The 21,700-nt window shown below is 57.1% G+C and carries 16 protein-coding genes, 1 tRNA gene and 1 pseudogene; 5 read left to right on the plus strand and 13 right to left on the minus strand.

Features of this window, described 5'->3' with window-relative positions; all coding sequences use genetic code 11:
• Positions 1-81: 81 nt before the first annotated feature.
• From SANT_RS11845 to SANT_RS11865, 5 genes are all read right to left on the minus strand, one after another.
• Positions 82-1,065, minus strand: a complete 984-nt coding sequence (locus SANT_RS11845; protein ID WP_025422510.1) for an MDR family oxidoreductase — start codon at positions 1,063-1,065, stop codon at positions 82-84.
• A gap of 49 nt (positions 1,066-1,114) precedes the next feature.
• Positions 1,115-1,702: a TetR/AcrR family transcriptional regulator gene (locus SANT_RS11850; RefSeq protein ID WP_237234615.1), complete on the minus strand. Its 588-nt coding sequence runs from the start codon at positions 1,700-1,702 to the stop codon at positions 1,115-1,117.
• A gap of 262 nt (positions 1,703-1,964) precedes the next feature.
• Complete coding sequence (locus SANT_RS11855) at positions 1,965-3,572, minus strand: DHA2 family efflux MFS transporter permease subunit (RefSeq protein WP_025422512.1); 1,608 nt, start codon at positions 3,570-3,572, stop codon at positions 1,965-1,967.
• On the minus strand, positions 3,559-4,683 hold the full coding sequence (locus SANT_RS11860) for an HlyD family secretion protein (protein WP_025422513.1): 1,125 nt from the start codon (positions 4,681-4,683) through the stop codon (positions 3,559-3,561). Before SANT_RS11860 ends, SANT_RS11855 begins: the two co-directional genes overlap by 14 nt.
• Positions 4,680-5,135, minus strand: a complete 456-nt coding sequence (locus tag SANT_RS11865) for a MarR family winged helix-turn-helix transcriptional regulator (RefSeq protein ID WP_025422514.1) — start codon at positions 5,133-5,135, stop codon at positions 4,680-4,682. The genes SANT_RS11860 and SANT_RS11865 overlap by 4 nt, the downstream gene beginning before the upstream one ends.
• 186 nt (positions 5,136-5,321) lie before the next feature.
• Here SANT_RS11865 and SANT_RS11870 point away from each other — a divergent pair, with 186 nt between their 5' ends.
• The 4 genes and pseudogenes from SANT_RS11870 to SANT_RS24885 form a co-directional block, all read left to right on the plus strand.
• The gene (locus SANT_RS11870; RefSeq protein WP_025422515.1) at positions 5,322-7,040 is read left to right on the plus strand and encodes an ABC transporter ATP-binding protein; all 1,719 of its coding nucleotides are present in this window, start codon (positions 5,322-5,324) and stop codon (positions 7,038-7,040) included.
• Positions 7,041-7,741: 701 nt separating this feature from the next.
• Positions 7,742-9,076 (plus strand): anaerobic C4-dicarboxylate transporter, encoded by a 1,335-nt coding sequence (locus tag SANT_RS11875; RefSeq protein ID WP_025422516.1) that lies wholly within the window; start codon positions 7,742-7,744, stop codon positions 9,074-9,076.
• A 140-nt stretch (positions 9,077-9,216) separates the two neighbouring features.
• Positions 9,217-9,292: transfer RNA gene (locus SANT_RS11880), tRNA-Asn, on the plus strand.
• A gap of 179 nt (positions 9,293-9,471) precedes the next feature.
• Positions 9,472-9,675 (plus strand): annotated as a pseudogene (locus SANT_RS24885) (5'-nucleotidase); the annotation flags it as partial.
• Between the two features lie 44 nt (positions 9,676-9,719).
• Here the strand turns inward: SANT_RS24885 and SANT_RS11890 are convergent.
• From SANT_RS11890 to SANT_RS11925, 8 genes are all read right to left on the minus strand, one after another.
• Positions 9,720-10,259, minus strand: a complete 540-nt coding sequence (locus SANT_RS11890; RefSeq protein ID WP_025422518.1) for a DUF2058 domain-containing protein — start codon at positions 10,257-10,259, stop codon at positions 9,720-9,722.
• 382 nt (positions 10,260-10,641) lie between these two features.
• The gene (locus tag SANT_RS11895) at positions 10,642-11,055 is read right to left on the minus strand and encodes an RbsD/FucU family protein (RefSeq protein ID WP_025422519.1); all 414 of its coding nucleotides are present in this window, start codon (positions 11,053-11,055) and stop codon (positions 10,642-10,644) included.
• 63 nt (positions 11,056-11,118) lie between these two features.
• Positions 11,119-11,883: an SDR family NAD(P)-dependent oxidoreductase gene (locus tag SANT_RS11900; protein WP_025422520.1), complete on the minus strand. Its 765-nt coding sequence runs from the start codon at positions 11,881-11,883 to the stop codon at positions 11,119-11,121.
• A 148-nt stretch (positions 11,884-12,031) separates the two neighbouring features.
• Complete coding sequence (locus SANT_RS11905; RefSeq protein WP_025422521.1) at positions 12,032-13,090, minus strand: LacI family DNA-binding transcriptional regulator; 1,059 nt, start codon at positions 13,088-13,090, stop codon at positions 12,032-12,034.
• 72 nt (positions 13,091-13,162) lie between these two features.
• Positions 13,163-15,037, minus strand: coding sequence for a TRAP transporter large permease subunit (locus SANT_RS11910; protein WP_025422522.1), 1,875 nt, complete (start codon positions 15,035-15,037; stop codon positions 13,163-13,165).
• 73 nt (positions 15,038-15,110) lie between these two features.
• Positions 15,111-16,133, minus strand: coding sequence for a TRAP transporter substrate-binding protein (locus SANT_RS11915; RefSeq protein WP_025422523.1), 1,023 nt, complete (start codon positions 16,131-16,133; stop codon positions 15,111-15,113).
• A 358-nt stretch (positions 16,134-16,491) separates the two neighbouring features.
• A complete protein-coding gene (locus SANT_RS11920; protein ID WP_025422524.1) occupies positions 16,492-17,829 on the minus strand; it encodes a GH1 family beta-glucosidase in 1,338 nt (445 codons plus the stop codon).
• Between the two features lie 29 nt (positions 17,830-17,858).
• Positions 17,859-19,394, minus strand: a complete 1,536-nt coding sequence (locus SANT_RS11925; protein WP_025422525.1) for an ABC transporter substrate-binding protein — start codon at positions 19,392-19,394, stop codon at positions 17,859-17,861.
• A gap of 729 nt (positions 19,395-20,123) precedes the next feature.
• Between SANT_RS11925 and SANT_RS11930 the strand changes: the two genes are divergently transcribed.
• The gene (locus tag SANT_RS11930) at positions 20,124-21,659 is read left to right on the plus strand and encodes an ABC transporter substrate-binding protein (RefSeq protein WP_051440167.1); all 1,536 of its coding nucleotides are present in this window, start codon (positions 20,124-20,126) and stop codon (positions 21,657-21,659) included.
• The last annotated feature ends 41 nt before the right edge of the window (positions 21,660-21,700 follow it).

Raw genomic sequence — 21,700 nt, forward strand, 5'->3', positions numbered from 1 at the left:
GCTCAATCGTTAACTCAACGTGGCTCACCCGACTGAGCGATAGCGTCGGTCGGGTGTCTATTTCGCGCCGCGCAGGCCCGTTTAGCGCTGGGTGTTGACCACGATGCGGCCACGAACCTTACCCGCCATTAGCGCCTGGGCGGTGTCTATGACCTCCGACAGCCCAATTTCCCGGGTTATCTGATCCAATAACGGCGTATCGACAACTTCGGCGATGCGTTGCCACGCCTCACGGCGGTCAGCCTCAGGGCGCATGACGCTGTCGATACCTACCAGGGTAATGCCGCGCAGAATAAAGGGCGCCACGCTGGCGGGAAAATCCATACCTTGCGCCAGACCGCAGGCCGTCACGACGCCCTGATAGCGTAATCCGGCACAAACATTGGCCAGCGTATGGCTCCCGACGCTGTCAACGGCCGCGGCCCACTGCTCATGAGCCAGCGGACGACCCGGAACGCTGAGCGGCGCGCGGTCGATGACTTCCGCTGCGCCCAGGCGACGCAGATGTTCCGCCTCGTTTAACCGGCCGGTGGCGGCGACGACCTGGTATCCCTGCCGGGCAAGAAAGGCGATGGCGAAGCTGCCGACACCGCCGTTGGCGCCCGTGACCAGCACCTTACCGCTGTCCGGCGTGATACCGTGGCGCTGTAGCGCCAATACCGACAACATGGCGGTATAGCCCGCCGTGCCGACCGCCATGGCCGCCCGGGCATCTAGCCCTTCCGGCAGCGGGATCAGCCAGTCGCCGTTCACGCGGGCTTTTTGCGCCAGTCCGCCCCAGTGCTTTTCGCCGACGCCCCAGCCGTTCAGCAATACCCGATCGCCGACGCGAAACTCCGCATGGCGACTGTGCTCCACCGTACCGGCCAAATCGATGCCGGGCACCATCGGGAATTGGCGCACCACCGGCCCTTGTCCGGTAATGGCCAGGCCGTCTTTATAATTCAGGGTGGAGTAATCCACCCGCACCAGCACATCCCCCGACGGTAATTGCGCGTCCTCAAGGGGGGTCAATCCGGCGCGGTAGCCCGCGTCGTCTTTTTCAATCACGATGGCGTTAAACATGGAGGCTCCTTGAACATGGGCGACGTCGCTTGACGCAACGCCTTGAAATTTAGCGCGGCAAACCGGCCAGAAACCCTTGGGCGAAACGATCGAGAGGCTGGCGATTGCCCGCCAGCCGGGCGCGCATGACCGCCCCTTCCCAGCCGATCCAGAAAAATTCCGCCAGTGCCGCGCAATCCGCCTGAAAATGAATCTCCCCCGCCGCCTGCGCCAACCGCAGGCAATCGGCAACCTGCCGCTGCCAACCGTGCAAGATGGCGCTTAATTGCTGACGGTAACCGGCCGGCAGGACCGCGATTTCCTGCCCGAGGTTGCCCACCAGACAACCGCGCCGGAAATCATATTTCGCCATGCCTGCGGCCGATTGCTCGATAAAAACCTGCAACCGGGCCAGCGGCGTCAAATCTGATTGCGTGAGACAGCGTGCCAACCGGGCGGCGAAATAGTCGCCGTATCCGGCGACGATCGCCTGGCCGAACGCCGCTTTGCTGGGGAAATAATAGTAAAAGGAGCCTTTGGGTACGCCAGCCGCCTTGAGAATGCCGTCAATGCCCGAGGCGGTGAACCCCTGCTCAGTCAGCATAGCGATGCCGGCGCGAATCAGCGCCTGACGGGTATCTGGGTCGGCTGCCGCCACTTTACGTGGCCGGCCGCGTCGCGCGGAAGGTGGGGTCGGTTGCATCGCTTGAATATAGACTGATCGTCTAGTTAAATCAAGCGCGCATCACCTGAGTAGGTCAGATGAGCGACCGACGCGCCCTAACGGTGTGATAGGCGCCTGACGCCGCGAGGCCAGATAAGCCGGCGAGGCTCCGCTCGCCTTTTGCGCCATCGCGGTCGTTGGCGAGGTAGTGGCGGTAGCGGTCCGTTTTTTGCGCGTCACCGCGGCAGACCGGAAGTTATTGCGCCGGCGGTAGCGGGTTTGTCTTACGCGCCGTTGCCGGTCGCGGCCGCCTGATGCGCATCAGCCAAGCAGGCGCGAGCGCAGCGAAGAAGAACAGTGCGACGAGATAAAACCCATCCTGATAAGCCATCATCTGCGCCTTGGGCACCAGCATGCTTTCCAGCCAGGCCAGCGCGCCGGGATGAATACCGGCCCGCAGCGGGTAACCAAACGGATTGCCCCAATGGGACATTAGCAGCCCCAGCCGGCTGATGGCTTCCATGCCGGCGGCATTGGCGGCGGTCAGCGCCTGGGCCAGCGCATCGCCGTGGAACGTAGTGCGCCTGTCGACCACCACCGACAACACGTTGACGCCCACCGCCCCCCCGAGCTGCCGCACGAAATTTAAACTCCCCGACCCCTGCGCCAGTTTGTCCGGCGGCAGCGCCCGCAGCGCGCCGGCGTTCAGCGCCGGCAGCATGACGCCAAGACCGACGCGGCCCAGCATGACCCACCAGGCCATGGTCCAGAAAGGCGTGTCCACGTCCGCCCCGCCGGAAAGCCAACACGACAGGCCGAACAGCGCCAGTCCGCTCATTACGGGGATGTGCGGCGGCAATTTATCGCTCAGTTGGCCGGCGATAGGAAACACCAGGCCCAGCACCAGGCCCGCCGGCATCAGCAATAACCCGGAACGGGTAGGCGTGAAGCCCTGCACCGTTTGCACAAACAGCGGAATAATATAGGTCGACCCATAAATGCCGGCGCCGAGAGCGAACGCCACCACGCAGCCTGCGGAAAAGCCGAGATTGCTGAACACCCGCAGGCTCAGCAGCGGATGCGGCGTCACCAGCTCCCAGAGAATAAAACCGGCCGCCGACAACAGCGCCAGCGTGAACAGCGCCAGGATAAAAAAGGCATTCCACCCTTCGCGTTGGCCGTTTGATAACCCCGTCAGCCATGTCGTCAACGCGCAAACCAGCAATAAAAACCCCGTGACGTCAAAACGGCGCGGCACCGCCTGACTGTCCTCGTCCCGCGTCGGCATGATGAACAGCGCCGCCGCCATGCCGGCCAGGCAAAATGGCACCACCACCAGGAAAACATCGCGCCAATCGTACTGATCGACCAGCAAACCGCCGACCGTCGGGCCCAGCGCCGGCGCCAGCACAATACCGACGCCATAAATGCCCATCGCCCTGCCGCGCTGGGACGGGGGAAAGACCTGCGACATTACCACCATCGCCAGCGGCTGGACGATGCCCGACGCGCTCCCCTGTAAAACCCGTGCCAAAATCACCTCGGCGCCGCTGCCGCTGGCAAACCCCAACAGACTGCCGACGATAAATACACCCATGGCACAGACAAAGGTACGGCGATAGCCGAATCGCTCAAGCGCCCAGGCGGTCATCAGCATGGTGGCGGTCATGGCGGCCAGAAACGCCGTCGAAAGCCACTGCACCTGGTCTTGCCCCAACCCGAACGCGCCCATGATATCGCGCATCGCTACATTGACGATGGTGGCAGTGGCGGTGGTGGCAATGGTGCCCAGCATGACGGTGCCGGTGGCCAGCCAGCGGTAGGCCGGGCCAAAGCGTTCGGCCTGGCGCTCAATGGGCGACATTAATCGCGACCTCCACCATGAGCCCTGGACGCAGGCGCGGGTCGTTGTTATCCAGCGCGATGCGCACCGGCACCCGCTGGGTAATTTTGGTAAAATTACCGGAGGGGTTAGGGCTGGGCAACAGCGCGAATTGGTTGGTGGCGGCATCGCCCACCCGCAGGACATGCCCATGCCAATCGTGGCCGGGATAGGCATCAACGCCGATCGTTACCGGCTGACCCACGGCGACCTCGCCGAGCGCGGTTTCTTTCACGTTGGCCTCAACCCAGACATTGTGCGGATCGTGTACCATCATCACCCACTGGCCCGCCTGGATATAATCGCCCACATCCCCCAGCGTCCGGTCGACGACCCCGTCCACCGGCGAGCGCAGCGTGCGATCGGCGATTTCCTGCTTCAGTTGATCGGCCTGCGCCTGCAGCGCCTTGACCTGCTGACGCTGCATATCGGCCTGACGATCCAGCACCTGGAGTTGACCGCGCTGCGCCAAGGTATTGGCATAAGCGGCCTGACTGGCGACCTGTTGCGCCTGGGCCTCGCGCTGTTCGTCCTGACGCTGCAGCAAAAGCGTGCGCGATTCATCCCAGGTCTTTCGCGACGTCCCGCCGCCTTTTACCAGGCTGTCGTCGCGCTGAAAGTTGGTTTGCGCCAGCGCCAGTTGATGGCCGGCGGACGCCAGCGCGCTTTGTGCCGCGCCGAGCTGCGCCTGCGCCTGTTGCATTTGTGCCTGGGTAGTTTTGTCGGCGGTATCCCGCTGTGCCGCAATGTAGCTCACTTGAGCCCGGGCGGCGGCCAGACTCCCCTCCACGGCCGCCAGCCGCAGCCGCGCGTCGCGGTCGTCGATACGGGCCAGGATCTGGCCTTTGACGATCCTATCGCCGTCCATGACCGGGCGCGCGACCAGCCACCCGTCCACCCGGCTGGCGAGGGTTATCACTTCGCCTTTGATTTGGGCGTCATTCTCCGCTACATGGCCAAAACGCCAGCTTAAGTAGTGGATGAGCCATGCCACCAGCAGGATAACCACCACCAGCACCGCCAGCATTAGCCACTGCCGCCGGCGGTCCAACCGTTGGAAGCCGCCGAAACGCCTTCCGCGCAGCAGATTCATAAGGTGTCCTTGCTTAAAGTATCCAGTGCCGCCAGGACCTGTTCCAAGACGTGGTTGACCCGCTCAATGTCCTCTTCAGGCAAGGTGACCAGCACACTGTCCCGCACCTGGCGGGAGATCCCCTCCACCTGATCGACACGCTCCAGACCGCGCGCCGTCAAATGGATCTCCTTGGCCCGCCGATCGCTGCCCTCGCGCCTTTCGATAAACCCCTGCGCCTGCAGGTTATCCAGCAGGCGCACCACCGATGACGCATCCAGCGCGATAGATTCCGCCAGCTCTTTCTGGCGCATCGGCGCAGCGGCGCGCGAGATATGCAGCAGCGGCACCCAGGTTGCTTCGGTGAGGCCGTAGGGTTGCAATTGACGGTCAATCAGGCGGCGCCAGTGTCGCGCGGTCTGCGCGATGAGACCGGCAAAGCGCCGGCGCGAGTGGGAGGTGGAAGAGGTCATGGCATCTCAATTCATATCCAATTATTGGTATGCCATTAATAAACCAAAAAAACTACTTTTGTCAAATACTGTAAATTTTACGGGTATTCTGCGCGCCGCAAGTGAGATTAATAGGCATTTCCGTTTGCTAAAACGACGATTACTCAGCATGCTATCAATCCATTACGTCATCATGAGATTGTAGCAATGCTTCGCCGCTTTTTTAGCTATTACGCCCCGTATAAAAAACTGTTTTACCTGGATTTCGGCTGCGCCATTTTAGGCGGCCTGCTGGAGCTGGGGTTTCCCATGGCGGTTAAGACATTTATTGATAAACTGCTTCCGGCCCAGAATTGGACATTGATTATCGCGGCGGCCGTTGGCCTGCTGCTAATCTATCTCATTAACACGGGACTGATGGCGATAGTGAATTACTGGGGGCATGCGCTGGGCGTCGGTATTGAGACCGATATGCGCCGCGAGGCGTTTAATCACCTGCAAAAGCTGTCCTTTTCCTATTACGACAATACCAAGACCGGACACATTATTACCCACGTCACCAAAGATCTGGAGGAAGTGGGGGAAATCGCCCATCATGGTCCTGAAGATATTTTTATTGCCTTAATGACCTTTATCGGCGCCTTTTTACTGATGGCCACCGTGCATATGCCGTTGGCGCTGTTGACGATTATCATCGTGCCGTCGATGACCTGGCTGGTCAGCCGCCACGGCGCGCAAATGACCGAAACCTGGCGGCGGTTATTTGGGCAAGTTGGCAATTTCAACGCGCGCATTGAAGAGAGCATCGGCGGGATTCGGGTGGTGAAGGCGTTCGCCAACGAACGTCAGGAAGAAAGGCTGTTCGCCCAGGATAACGCGAATTACCGCACCACCAAACTGCACGCTTACCGTATCATGACCGCCAACCTGACCTTAAGCTATCTCAGCACCCGGCTGGTGCAGCTTATCGTCATGGTCGCCGGCACCTGGTATGTGGTCGACGGCGAGCTGAGCTACGGCGGTTTCGTTGGCTTTTTGTTGTTGGTTGAAGTCTTTTTCCGGCCGGTGGCGAAGATTTCCTCGGTGCTGGAGAGTTACCCGAAAGGCATTGCCGGCTTCAAACGATTCACCGAGTTGATGGACACGGCGCCGGCCATTAATGACAAGCCCGGCGCGCTAGCGGTAAGCCAACTGCGCGGCGACATTAACTATCAAGATGTCCATTTCAGCTACAGCGCCGACAAACCGCTGCTTAAAGGGCTCAATCTTAAGATCCGCGCCGGCGAAACCGTAGCGTTCGTCGGCCCGTCCGGCGCCGGCAAAACCACGCTGTGCTCACTGCTGCCTCGTTTCTATGAACCGACCGCCGGCGTGATTACCATCGACGGTATCGATATCAGCGAGATGACCCAGGCCTCGCTGCGCGGCAACATCGGTATTGTGCAGCAGGATGTGTTCCTGTTCGGCGGATCGATACGCGAGAACATCGCTTACGGCCGCCTTGACGCCAGCGATGAGGAGATTTGGCAAGCGGCGCGGCGCGCCAAGCTGGACACGCTTATTGAGACGCTGCCGGCGGGAATGGACACGGTGGTGGGCGAGCGCGGGGTGAAACTCTCCGGCGGCCAGAAGCAGCGGCTGTCCATCGCGCGGATTTTCCTGAAAAACCCGTCAATTCTTATCCTCGATGAAGCCACGTCGGCGCTGGACACCGCCACCGAGCAGGCGATCCAGCAGGCATTGACCGCGCTTTCCGCGGGCAGAACCACGCTTGTAATCGCCCACCGGCTGGCCACCATCCGCAACGCCGACCGCATCATCGTCGTCGACAATGACGGTATTCAGGAGCAAGGCAGTCATCACGAATTGTTGCAGCGCCAGGGCACGTATGCCCGACTGCACCAGGCGCAATTCGGCACCGCCTGACGGCTAAGGGCGGACGGGCGCCGTGACCCGCGGTGGCCCGTCCCTGCTTGCGCCGGCGCAATGCCCCCCTCCGGCGTCACCCGTTCCCCGTCTGACACGGACGTGTACCGCCTGGCCCTTCTAGCCCTTACTCGGGCCGCCCCTTTTTCCTCCTTGCCGCTACTTGCGCTGCCGCCTGTCCCGTCATGTCTTTACTCGTGCCGCGACGCATGCCCCATGTTCATTCCGTGCCGCCGCTTATTCCTCCTTGCCGCTACTTACGCTGCCGCCTTTCCCGTCATGTCTTTACTCGTGCCGCGACGCATGCCCCATGTTCATTCCGTGCCGCCGCTTGTTCCCCTTTGCCGTTAAGTGTGCCACCGCCCGTCTCCACCGCCACCGGCGTTTGTCCGCAGGCTGTTATTTATAGGGTGTGGGTTAGCCATACTATTTTTACTTAATTTAACGCCGTGCGTTATTTTCGGTTGACTACTGCTGCGTCGTTAAAGGGCGAGATTTATTTTTGCCGGACGCAACGCAATTCGCTAAAATCCCCCGCGGCTACGCGGGAATGAATTAATGTAACCCCTTCAATAAAATAATAAAAATTCCCATTCCGCGCCCCAAAAGTCGATCCTAAGCAACGATTTTTTTACTTTAAACCGCCATGTTAACGACAGAAATCTGCGTCATTGATTATTAAAATATAAAACGAGGGAACCATGGAATTTATTATTCAACTCACCGTTGTTGTCGTTTGCCTATTATTTGGCGCGCGCAAAGGTGGTATCGGTCTGGGACTTGCCGGCGGTTGCGGTATGCTGACGCTCGTCTGGATATTTGACCTGCAACCGGGTCAGCCGCCGGTGGATGTGTTGTTGGTTATCATCGCGGTCGTGGCCGCTTCGGCCACTCTGCAGGCCTCCGGCGGACTGGATGTCCTGCTACAACTGGCGGAAAAGCTGCTGCGCCGCAATCCCAAATATATCTCGCTGGTCGCGCCGCTGGTTACCTGTCTGCTGACCATGCTCTGCGGCACCGGCCACGTGGTCTATACCCTGTTGCCCATCATCTACGACGTGGCGATAAAAAATAATATCCGCCCGGAACGTCCGCTGGCCGCCAGCTCCATCGGCTCGCAAATGGGCATCATTGCCAGCCCGGTCTCGGTCGCCACCGTTTCACTGGCGGCAATGCTGGCCTTGCCCGGCAGCGCGGCGATTAATTTCATCACGCTGCTTTCGCTCACCATTCCCGCCACGCTGTGCGGCATCCTGGCTATCGCGCTATTTAGCGGCTTTCGCGGCAAGGATTTGCGGGATGACGACGCCTTTCTCGCCTTTATCAATACCAAAGACAATCACGACTACGTCTACGGCACCGCACCGACGCTCCTGAACAGCACTCTGCCGCGCAAAAGCTGGCTGGCGATGGGCATTTTTATCGCCACCATCCTGGTGATAGCGCTGCTGGGGGCATTTCCCGCCCTGCGCCCGCACGCCAACGGCGCGCCGCTCTCGATGGTGCTGATGATACAGATGTGCATGCTGTGCGGCGGGGCATTCATCGTGCTGTTTACCGGCACCGCCCCCGCCGCCATTGCCAAAAATGATGTCTTCCGTTCCGGCATGGTGGCCATCGTCGCCGTGTATGGCGTCGCCTGGATGGCGGATACGCTATTCAGCCATCATTTGTTGCAGATCGAAGCCGCGCTGGCCGGCGTGGTCTCCGACCATCCCTGGGCCTATGCGCTGGCGCTGCTGCTGTTATCGCAATTCGTCAACTCCCAGGCTGCGGCCCTGGCGGCGGTGGTCCCCATCGCCCTGGCGGTCGGCGTGCCGCCGGCGCTTATCGCCGCCACGGCCCCCGCCTGTTATGGCTATTACATTTTGCCCACCTACCCCAGCGATTTGGCCGCCGTCCAGTTCGACCGCGCCGGCACGACGCGCATCGGCCGTTGGGTGATTAACCACAGCTTTTTGCCCGTCGGACTGATTGGCGTTGGCGTATCCTGCGGCGTCGGCTGGCTGCTGGCCCACGCCTACGGCCTGATGTAGCCGCGGCGCCTGAAAACGGCAGCCGCTGCACGGCCGGTTGTGACCGGAGATGGGCAATCTCTGAGCGATCGGCCAATTTTCGCCATCTCCCCCTTTGACAACGTTCGAGCCCCCCGTTATCATGCCAACCACTTCGCGATTCCTCTGTAGTTCAGTCGGTAGAACGGCGGACTGTTAATCCGTATGTCACTGGTTCGAGTCCAGTCAGAGGAGCCAAATTTAGAGAAGCCCGCTCAGGGAAACCCGAGCGGGCTTTTTGTATTTAAGTTAATATCTATAATATCTTTTTCGAGCAAAATCATTTGAAAAGTTTCGGCCTGATAAATTTTTCCGCCTAGTCGTTAACCTACTGAAAATTCAGTACAATATATGAAAATGTTATTAAGGAAATCTAAATGGCTTACGATCTTGAGCTCCGTCTTGTCATAGGCGTCGCCTCTAGCGCGGTTTTTGATCTGAAAGAATCTGATGAAGTATTCAAAAGCCAGGGAGAGGAAGAGTATAGAAAGTTTCAGGAGGCCCACCTTAATCAAGCTTTACCCACAGGCATCGCTTTCCCCTGCATAGAAAGATTACTTTCCCTTGATGACCTCAGCCCTGACCCTATCAATGACCCACTCGTTGAAGCACCTGAAACCGGAGGTTACCACATCAAATCATCGGGCACTTTGAAATCTGCATACGGATCTTCTTCATCTTGCTCCTCCAGACTAAGCGCGCTATTTAATACAATACTGTTCGCATCTCGCTGTGCAATTTTATCGGCTACGCTCGCGGGGATGATAGCGTATTCACTCTCGCCACCGTTACCAGCCACCAAACGAGCAATGGCAAGACGGCCACTTATCAGCTGAGCTTGAGTAAGCTTATCCACCATAATTTTTTTTATGATATTTTTATCGGTGAAATTAAAACCGATATCACCTCTAGACACATCGATTCTGTTCATTTCAATGAGCTGCTTCACCTGCGCTTTATACTCTTTGGATAAAGCCGCTTGTTTTTGTTGTTCGCTTAGCTGCTTATCACGCTCAAGTTGTGCTTTTTTATTTTCTTCCACGGCCGCTCTTGCCTCACGAGATTGAGCACGCGATTTTTTAGCGGTTCTTTGCACTTTGGCCACTTTTTTGCTGGTCACTAATCCCGCTTTTAACATCTGCTCTTGTAAAGTGAGTTTTGTCATCGTCTCGTCTAAACCTGTCAGCCAATTTGTGGCAGTATACCCTTAATTTTCGGGGCTGTCCGGGTTGCCGGCCCTTATCACCGCGTCGTAAGGTTGAGAGGAAGCGCTTACCGGTCGGTGAGACCGGCTCTGAAGCTGCAACACAACGCTCAACCAACGCTCCCCGCGCCTATCCCGACCCGCTACTAAGTAAGGAGTCAATGTGGCCGCGCCGCCGGCGATGCCCGCGTCGATGTTAACCTTAATCCCACTGCCCGCTTGCGCTTATACGCTGACGGTCACCTCCTCCCGTTGGGGCATGACAGACGTCGCTCGCGCCGCCATCAGGCTCTAATGACCGTGGCCAATCATCTCGCGCAAGCCCCGTCACTCTTCAGCAGGGTTATACCACGCCGACGGTAAGCAAAATATTCGCAAAACGCCGCGTTTCGCCGGACGCAATCACCAATAATGTGTCCGATGATTTTGCCTGACGGTAGAAATCGTCGCGTTGCAACCAGCAGTATTCTGTCTCAAAGGGCAACAGGCGTTGATACTCTTTTTCGATGGTATTTTCAAAATCGTCGGGAGAGGCCATCAATGTTGCCTTTTCCACGTTAATATAGGTCAACAATTTTTCAAGGATGACAGGACTGCCAATCATATCAGGTGCAAAATTCAGATAAACGATAGTGGCGCCTGGCGATGAGTTTGTCACGACTGAATAATTACTGTCGGCAATCAAGATCAGGGTTTTATGGCCGCATTGCGCCAGCGACCCCAGCAACTGCGGATGAAGTATTTCTGATTTGAGCATATGGACTCCCGTAAATCACAACCTAATCGCGCCCTAAAGGTCACAATGTCTCTAGGCAACGCGTCACATACGATAAATGCCGCCATTAATATCGATAGTGGCGCCTGAGATAAAACCGTCATATTCCGACGCCAAGAAGCAAATAACGCGGGCAACGTCTTCCGCGTTGCCCGCCCGGCCCAAGGGTATGGCCCGCACGGTGTCATCCGCCGATGCTTTGGTGGTGTGTACGTTGTGAAAACGCGTGCCCAAAATAAGCCCAGGCGCAACGGCATTGACGCGAATGCCATGCTCGCCAAGCTCTGCGGCCAGCGAACGCGTCCAGGTCAGAATGGCGCCCTTGGTGGTTGAATACACCAGCGAACCGGAATGCCCGCCGGAGCGCCCCGCCAGGGAAGCCAGATTGATAATGCTCGCGCCTTGTGTCGTCTGTTTCAGGTAGGGTAAGGCGCTTTGCGTGACGTTGAACATCGTTGTCATGTTCACGTCAATGACCGTCTGCCAGAATTGCGGATCTATTTCCCCCAGCCATTTCCTGCCAATAAGCCCGCCGGCATTGTTGATCAGAATATCGATGCCCCCCAGGAATTGTGCCGCGGCGACCGTGCATTTTGCGGCCTCTTCGCTATTGGTCAAATCCGCTTGTCCATAGGCAGCTTTTTGCCCCAGCGAGGCGGCCAGCGCAGCGAGTTCTTTCGGACCCTCGTCGTCACTGAAATAGTGCATGTAAATATCGCATCCCGCTTCTATTAGTGATTTCGCCGTCGCTTTACCAATACCCTGCCCCGCCCCCGTAATGAGCGCTTTTTTCCCGGTAAGACTCCCCATGTTAACTCTCCTGAATTTATCGCAAAAATAGTAGCGTTGTTGTTCGTTTTGTACCGAATACCTTGTACGTCAATAGCGCCCTCGCCCTATTCTGGCTACTGGCTATCTTATGTCTTCACCGCGTTATGCCTTCTGTCGGCATACACGGTTATTCACCCGGGGACGGCTCCCCCGCAATGACAGATTGTCGACAGATTAATCGTGGTGTGAAAAGAAACTCCTCGGGCGCCAGAGCGGGGTTTTCAATGCGCGTTAATAATCGATGCATCATGATATTGACCATCTCCCCCAGCGGCGGAATCACCGAGCTCATCGGCGGCTGGACCAAATCCGCCAGCGGAATATTATCGATACCGATCACCGAAATATCCTGCGGTATGCGCACCCCAGCCTGTCGTAGCCCCGCCATCAGACCAATCCCCAACGCATCGTTGATAGCCACGACGCCATCCGGCATCGGCGATGCCTGTAAAATTTTCGCCGCCAGCGCCCGCCCCAGTTCGGTCATTTCCGCGTCGCCGTAGGCCACCTCAGCCGTCCCCTCGATGACGTGCGCCCGGTCTGCAAGCCCATGGGCTTTCGCCGCAACAAAAAAACCTTCTATTTTATGAGAGCGACTGATCGTCAGCGAGCTTTCCGTCGCGAAGGCCAACTGCCGACACCCGCGTTGAATCAGATGCTCCGTGGCCAGACGTCCGGCTTCGACATTATCCATCGATACACTGTCGAACGGTGGCTGGCCTTTTGATAAATCGGAGGACATCAGGCTATCGTAATTGACCATCACTAAGCCCTGACGGGCGGCATCGGCAAAATGCGGGCGATCCATCGCGGTGGCGACAACAATCACCCCTTTTACGCCGTGCGCGAACATATCTTCCAAAAAGGCCTGCTCTTCATCCGCCTGCCGGTAGGTATTACCCAGCAGCACGCGATATTGGTTGGCCTTGGCGACGCGATCGATTTCCCGGGTCAACATGGCAAAACTCGGGTTAACGATAGACGGCACCAGCAAGCCGATCATGCGTGTTTGTCCGGTTTTAAGCTGCTGCGCGATGCGGTTAGGCTGATAATTCAAATCGAGCATGGACTGGCGGATACGCGCGAGTGTCTCAGGGCGCATTTGGTCGGTTCGATTGTTCAGCACATTAGAAACACTGCTGACGGAAACCTCCGCGCGGTTAGCGACATCCCGGATATTGGCCATACACTCCTCTTTTAACGCGTAAACAATAGGCTGGGGGGCTTGGCGCCCGTCTTGACGCCCGCTGATGAGCCATCAATACCCCGCCAAACGGGGTAACCATGTGGATATCGTCGGGATCAAAGCAATCAGGATGATACCCCCTAAGGAGACCAGCAAATACTTTATCATCGGGCGGATCACATTTTTCATTTCCACCCCGCAGATAGCGCAGGTGGTATACAACCCCAGCCCGATCGGTGGCGAAAAGAGGCCGAACCCCATCGCCAGAATCATAACGATACCGAAATGCAAAGGATTAAAACCTAACTGCACGGCAATAGGCACCAGGATAGGGGCAAAGATGATTAAAGCCGGCGCCCCTTCCAATACGGCACCGAAAATAATCAAAATAAGGATAGTCAGCAGCAAAAACACCCAGGCCCCCTCCGACTGACCGATGCCAACCAGCAGTTCGGCAATTTGCTGCGGGATCATCTGAATGGTCAGCACGTATGAGAGACTGGTCGCGCAGGCAACGATAAATAACAGGACGCCGGACATTGCCGCAATGTCGATAAACATTTTCACCGTGGCCCGTAAGGTCAGTTCGCCAAACGCCAGCCGGCCGACGACGATGGCATACACCACGGCAAAGGCGGAAATTTCGGTTGAGGTGGCTATCCCCATCATCACGCCACGGCCAATCATAAAAATCATCGCTAAACCGACGATCGCGCCCAGCCACAGCTGGAGGCGCGGGCGCATTTGCGGGTAAGCGGCCTGGATGTTGATCTTGCCGCCGAAACGATTTGCCGCAATCAGCATCAACACCAGCAGGCAGGCGGCAGGCAGCAATCCGGCGATAAACAGCGCGCCAATGGAAATATTGGCCACAAACCCCAGTACAATGAGATTGACGCAGGGGGGGATGGTTTCCGCCACCACCGCCGAAGCGGCGAACACGCCAGCCGCCTCTTCGCTGTCTTCGTTGGCGCGGCGCACCGCGGGCATCAGCACGCCGCCGACGGCGGCAACGTCGGCCAGTTTCGAGCCGGAAATCCCGGAAAAAAAGGCCATCGACAGCACAGTGGTCATATTCAGCCCGCCGCGGAAACGCCCCATCCCGCGGACGACCAATTCCACGAGGCGTGTGGACATGCCATTGTGTTCCATTGCCGCACCCGCCAATAGGAAGAACGGAATGGCCAGTAGCACAAAGTGATCCACGCCGGCCACCACCTGCTGGGAGAAAAACACAAACGGTAGCGAGGGATCGCAGATAAAAAACACCATGGCGGATAAACCCAGCGTGAACGCAATCGGCACGCCGGCGAGAATACCCAGTAAAAAACATATCAGCATCAGCCCGGCGGCGGCAGTAGCCGGGTCGGCCATGAGCGACAGTTTCAACCATCCGAGAACAACCAGCAACACGATGCCGCCGCCGCTCAATAACACCACTTTTCTTCTCTCGCTCAGCGCATGTTCAAGCGCCCCCAGCATCATCACAATGGCGCCAACCATGACCGGAATGACCGAAATAACCTGCGGCAACCCGGTTTCCGTGGTCTGAAATCGCGAGACCTGAAGCAAGCCATAACTGGAAATCACCAGGCCAACGGCCACTAAAAACAGCACCCAGCGACTGGCGTGCACGATATAGGGGCGGATAGGCTCAGGAATAAAACGCAAGAACAGATCCACGCCGATATGGCCGCCGCGCCCGGTGGAGGTGGCGACGCCGAAGAAAACCAGCGCAATCATCATCGCGCGCGCGACTTCTTCTGCCCACTCTATCGGGGAATGCAGCGCATAACGCCAGATTACGGAAGCGGAAACGACAAGGACATTAATCAGTAGCACCACGCCGCCCGCCCAGGCGGTCATCGTTGTCAGGATTTTATTAAGCCGGGAGAGATAGACCAGCAGTCCGGCACGATTTTTCATTACCATTGATCTTTCAGCCATTTGGCGCCTCGTTAACACGTTCCCGTCAACCCATTCCCCCGCTGACTCAGCGAAGACATGCCCAGGCCAGGGCTTATTCCGCCGCGGCGACATCATCCACGACGGGTTTCATCTGCGGATATTTGGTCAAAAATGCGTCCCAAACCGGTTTAACTTCGTTACGCAACGCCTCGCGGTCGATGTCGTGGAACACCATGCCGAGCGATTTCAATTGCTTCACCGCATTCTCTTCCACCACGGACGACTGCTGACGTTCGTATTCCGTTGCTTCTCGAGCCGCAGCCAGAAATGCCGGGCGCAGGTTTTCGGGTATTTGCTGGAAACTCTTGTTATTAATAGCAATCACGATCGGGTTATAGATGTGCTGCGTCAGCGAGGCATTTTTGGCAATTTCATAAAACTTATTCGCCAGGACGGTGGCCGAGTCATGTTCCAAACCGTCAATCACCCCCATTTGCAGACTGGAGTAAACTTCGCCCCCCGGCATAGGGATAGCGACCGCGCCCATATGGTTTATCGTGGCGATAAAGTTCGGCACCGGTAATACCCGAATTTTCAGGTTTTTCAAATCCTCCGGTTTCTCGATAACTTTTTTGGTATAGATATTTCGTGCGCCCAGGTTGTAGGCATAACCCACTACGACGATATTGGCTTTTTTGAGCAGCAGCGCCGACAACGCCTCGCCCGCTTTACCATCCAGCGCTTTGCCTACCTGATTCCAGTCTTTGAATAAATACCCTAAATCCAGAACCCCTATCTCTGGCGCGATTGTTGCCCAGATAGACGTGCCCGAGATCATCATATTAATGGCGCCAACGCGCACCTGTTGCGTTGCGTCCGCTTCTTTACCCAGCATGGCATTGGGGAAGTAATTCAGCTTGATTTCATTTTTCAGCTGGGGGTCTTTTTCAATATTGGCTTGAAAACGCTTAAACCAAATGTAATGCGCGGAGTTATCGTCCGCCGTAAGAGAGGAATAAACGCGAAGATTAACGGCAGCTTGCGCAACGTTAGCGAAACTGCCCGCCGCAAACAGCACGGAAGTAACCAACGCACCCATGACGAGTTGACGTAAGCCGGAAGGCGAAGATTTCATTGTAGGGTTCCTTATAATCGCTTGATATGTCTATTATTTTTTCTGTATCAGGGAACACGTAGAAGGAAAACGGCTTGATTTCCTGGTTGACTGTAACGTTACACTAAAACGTTACAGAAGACGTTATAGCGGAAAAGGCATTTACACAACACCGAAGGTGAAGTAAATGTAAAATATGTGAGCGATGATTAAAAATTGCCTTCGCGTTCGCGCTTAAAAATACGCGATAAGGGGGATACCAACGCCTGCCAGTTTCGACATTCGCTGGTTTTTTTTAGTTGGGCGGCTCTTGCAGCTTCACGTTTACATTATCAAAAATAGCGTAAAACAGCGCGCGTTCGGCCTGATGGATAAAACATCACCCACGATAGCTCAATGCATTATTTTTTATCACCTGCTGGAGCCAATAATAGGACTGCTTGGGGATGCGCTGCAAAGTGGGATAATCGGTGTACACCAGCCCGAAGCGTTTGCTGTAACCGCGCCCCCACTCAAAATTATCCATCAGCGACCAGGCAAAATAGCCGCGGACGTCGCAGCCTTCCGCTATCGCTTGATGCATCGCCGCCAAATAACCCGCAAAATAGTCAATACGCGCGTCATCCACCACGCGGCGATCGGGACGCAGCGCGTCGGGAAAAGCGGCGCCGTTTTCCGTGATATAAATCGGTGGATTGCCGTAGCGCCGCGCGGTATCATGAATTTGTTCCAAAAACGCCGACGGATCGATAAACCAGTTGACGTCGGTTAACGGCAGGCCGGGCGGCGGCGCGGTTTCCGCCACGCCCCAGCTGGCGTTGGCGTTGGGTCCGACGTAGACCCGGTTGTAATGATTAAGCCCAAAGAAATCCATCTTCTGCTGAATACGCGCCATATCATCAGGCTGAATCAAGGGCGCCAGCTCGCTGGCCAACGGTTCCGGATAACGGCCGAGCCACAGTGGATCCACCATCACCCGCCGCCACAGGCACTCACCCAACACCTGCGCCTGCCGATGCGGCCCATCGTCATGCTGAGGATGGACCGGCCCCAGGGAAATGATACTGCCGATCTGCGCGCCGGACACTTCGGCACGCAGCGCGCTAACGGTCAGGCCGTGGGCCAGATTCAAATGGTGCACCGCGCGCAAGCAAGCGTCGCGGCTCTGGCGCCCCGGCGCATGCCGCCCCAGGTTATAGGCCACCCAGGGAATAACGTTAGGCTCATTAATGGGGGCATAATATTTCACCCGATCGGCGAAATGGCGCGCCACTACCGCGGCATAATCGGCAAACACCGCGGCGGTATCGCGCGTGCGCCATCCGCCCGCCGCTTCCACCGCGACCGGCATATCCCAATGGTGCAGGCATATCCATGGCGTGATCCCCTCATGCAGCAGCAAATCGATTACCCGGTCATAAAAATCCAATCCCAGCGGATTGATGCGCCCCTTGCCGTCGGGCAGGATGCGCGGCCAGGCGATGGACAGGCGATAAGCCTTGACCCCCAACCGACGCATCAGGGCGATATCTTCTGGGTAGCGATGATAATGATCGCAGGCAATATCGGCGGTGTCGCCGTTGACCGTCCTGCCGGGCGTATGGCTATAGTCATCCCACACGCTCTGGCCGCGGCCATCCTCGTGGGTGGCGCCTTCGGTCTGAAAAGCGGAAGCCGCCACGCCCCATAAAAAATCCGGCGGAAAGTGCTTACTCATGGCCCGTGCTCTCGTCTAATAATAAAATATTATGGTTGTTGGGTATCGACGTTCCAGAAAAACGGCCACGGCGACGGGGTGAAGTGCTCCAGCGTGCGCGCTTTGGCGGCCAGGGTGTTAAAATTGCCCACCTTGTAGACCGGCGCCTGCTCATAAAACAGCTGCTGGATGGCGGCGAATAACGCCTGGCGCCGTTGCACGTCCGGCTCGCTGATATACGCGTCCACCGCCCGCTTTTTCTCAGGCGTCGCCCACCAGCCCGGATAATCATCGGACATCCAGCTGTTGAGAATCGGCTCCGGGGGAAACGGGCCGTGGGTGATAAAAATATCCCACAGGCCGGGATCGGCGCGCCGGGTCGTCAAAGTGGCCCAGTCATAAATATCCAGTTTCACCTTCATGCCGGCGGCCTTGAGATACTCCGCGGCCACCAGCGCCATCTTGTAGTGAAACTCATACTGCCGGCTGGTGAGGATCCGCACCGTCTCGCCCCGATAGCCGCCCTTTTTCAGCAAGGCGGCCGCGGTTTCCGGCGACGCCTGGTTGTAACGTGCGACCCCCTGCCCGCTGTGCCAGACGTAATTCGCCGGATACAGCGCCCCTTCGACGCTGAAAAACGCCGGATCGCCAAACGCCGCCAGCAGCATATCCTGTGGGTTCAGCGCCGCCTGCACCGCCTGTCTGATCCATTGATTGGCCATAATGCCCTGCCGGGTGTTCATCACCATCACCGCCAGGCCGAACGGCTGCTGAAACACCGGCACGGCTTTGGCGTTATTTTTCAGGCTGGGGTATTTCTCGGGCGGTAGCGAATCGGCATAATCGAACTGCCCCGAGAGAATGCCGTTCAAGCGGGTATTTTCATCCACCACCGGCACAAAGCGGATCTCGCGCAGCAGCGGGCGGCGGGCGCCGCCAAAGCCGTCCGGCGGCTCGCTGCGCGGCGTATAGTTCGCAAAACGCACCAGCTGGATATATTGGTCGGGGACGTGGGCCTGGAGCCGATATGGCCCGGTGCCGCTGTACTGCGTTAGCGGCTCGGACAACAATGCCGCCGGCATAATCACCGCGGCGGAATTGTTGAACGCCAGGAGGGACAGCAGCGGTGAATAGGGCCGGTTCAGCGTAATGCGCACGCCGTGTTCGCCGTGGGCGGTCACCGAGGCGATAAAGGGCGCGACCTGCTTGCCGCGCGAGGCTATGTTAAGCCAGCGCGACAGCGAGGCCACCACATCCGCCGGCGTCATTATCTGACCCGTATGAAAAGGGATATTGGCGCGCAGCGGAATATCATAAATTTTGCCGTCTTCAGAAATCGTCGGCATCTTCTCGGCCAATAACGGCACAACGTCCCATTTTGCGTTAAAGGCGTAGAGCGTTTCAAAAATATGCTGCGAAATCATCGCCACCAAATCCGTAGTGGTCGCCATGGGATCCAAGGTGGGCGGTTCGCCGATAGTGGCGACGTTAATAATACCGTTGCCGGTTTCTGCCGCCTGTAGTGGATTAAGACTCATCGCACAGAGGTATAACGACCATAACAGCGTTCGAGTGAGATTTTTCATTGCGCTCCTTTCATCTGTAATAATGGAATGGCGTAAAAAAGGCAATGCGGTGATCAGTTTATTTTTTTCTTGTTGATGTCGCCAAGAAAAAGCTAACAACGCGGCCTGAATGCATTCTGTTATTGTGGAATGAGATAATGAAATCTTATATTTTGCCGCACCCTGTCGCCGCTAGCGTAGCGGCAATAGCCGGCAAACAGCCTCATAAAATAGGCACGTAAAATCAGAATATTAAGGCAAAGAGTTACCGTAACCGCCCTCGCGGCGCTGACTTTCATCCTAGGCGGCAAAAAACTTTTTTGTCAACACGCAATATTGGCTTTTGGGCCGCTTGCGTTAATTGTCCGCTAATACTTTCACGCGCCATCCCCATTTTTAACGGAAAAAGCGCAACGGCAGCGCGCTAATTTTGTGACGTGGCGAAATTAATTATCGCCCCCGGCATGGGCTGTTTTAGCACAATTCACGATTAAACGCTGCTTTTTTGCGCAGTTACCAGCGATAGATTCTATTTCTTTCCTCTTATATTGCCCAATAATACCGAAAGACACGGATAAAATGGCACGAATCGCCAGCGAAATAAAGTCAATCCTGTGAGAAAGGCGGCAAAAAACGCAGCTAAAAAACAAAGAGGGTTGACGATATTTCGCTGCTGTGTCATTACAAAAAAGCAATCACTTAGTTACGTCATATATTCCATTATAATGTAATACTGAATGAGGCAAAATAATGTCGAAGCAGTTGCGAACTCTCCTGCTGGCGTGTTTGACGGCGGTCGCTATCAGTAGCGGCGCTCTGGCAGCGCCGTCAAAAGGCGGCGTTATTGATGTCGCCACCATCGGCGAGCCTCCCACGCTGGATCCCATGGCCTCCAGCGCCGATCTGGTCGGCACCATTTCTCAGCACATTTTTGAAACGCTTTACACCTTTGACGGCCAATGGGGTCTGGTGCCGCTGCTGGCCCAGAGCATGCCCACCATTTCCCCCGACGGTAAAACCTATCTGATTGCGTTGCGCCACGGGGTGAAATTCCATGACGGCAGCGAGATGACCGCCCGTGATGTGGTGGCTTCGCTGGAACGCTGGATGCGTATCGCCAACCGCGGGCGGCAAACCGCCAGCGTCGTGGCCGACTTGAGCGCCCCCGATGATTTCAGTCTTAAAATCGTCCTGAAGCAGCCCTTCGCCCCGCTGATTGCGCTGTTGGCGCTTAATAATTCGGCGGCGGTGATTCTGCCCGCCCGTCTGACCACCCAAGATCCCCTCAGCGAGTTTATCGGTACCGGCCCGTATCGGCTTCAGGCCCACGTCCCCGACCAATATATCCAACTGGCGCGCTTCGACGGTTACGCCTCGCGCAGCGGGGAGCCCAACGGCTATGGCGGCGCGCGTCGTCAGTACCTTGACGAGATCCGTTTTGTGCCGGTCCCGGACGCCAACACCCGCGTCGAGGGTGCGGTCTCCGGCCAATTCGCCTATGTCGATTCGCTGCCGGTGCAGTCCCTGGCGCGCATTCAACAGGGCAAAAGCGAGGCGGTGATCCTAAAACCGTTCGGCTGGCCGGTTTTCATGATGAATCTGCGCCAGGGGGAGATGGCCAACCTGACGCTGCGCCGGGCGGTACAGGCGGCGCTGGCGCCGCAGGATATGCTCATGGCCGCCTTCGGCACGACGGATTTCTTTACCGTGGACGGCGCTATGTATCCGCCGGGTTTTGTCTGGCATACCACCGCCGGTACCGAAGTCTATAAGCCCATGGGCGATACCGCCAAGGCCAGCGCGCTGCTGAAGCAGGCGGGCTATGACGGTAAACCGATTCGTATTTTGACCAGCCGGCAATATGAATTTCATTACAAGATGGCGCAGGTCGCGCAAGCCTATTTGGAAGCGGCCGGTTTCAAGGTGCAGTTGGACGTGGTGGAGTGGGCCACGCTGACGCAAAACCGCGCCGACCCTGCCAAATGGGACATTTTTATTACCCATAGCCCCTTCCTGCCGGAACCGTCGCTGACGGGCATGTTGTCGGATGATTCGCCGGGCTGGTGGAGCAGCGAGACAAAACACGCCGCCGTGAACGCCTTCAACCGCGAGTCGGACCCGCAAAAACGTATCGCCCTGTGGGCCGGCGTGCAACAGGCCATCTATAACGAAGTGCCGTCCTTCAAGGTAGGGGATTTCAATAGCCTCATCGCCCAATCGCCGAAGCTAAAGGCGGTGGTGCCCTCCCCGTGGCCGTACTTCTGGAATGCCTATTTGGAAAAATAGTTTCCCCTACAGCCCGTGCGGCATCCGGCGGCGGGTGCCTT

Origin of the sequence: Sodalis praecaptivus (assembly GCF_000517425.1) — a bacterium.
GTDB lineage: Bacteria > Pseudomonadota > Gammaproteobacteria > Enterobacterales > Enterobacteriaceae > Sodalis_A > Sodalis_A praecaptivus.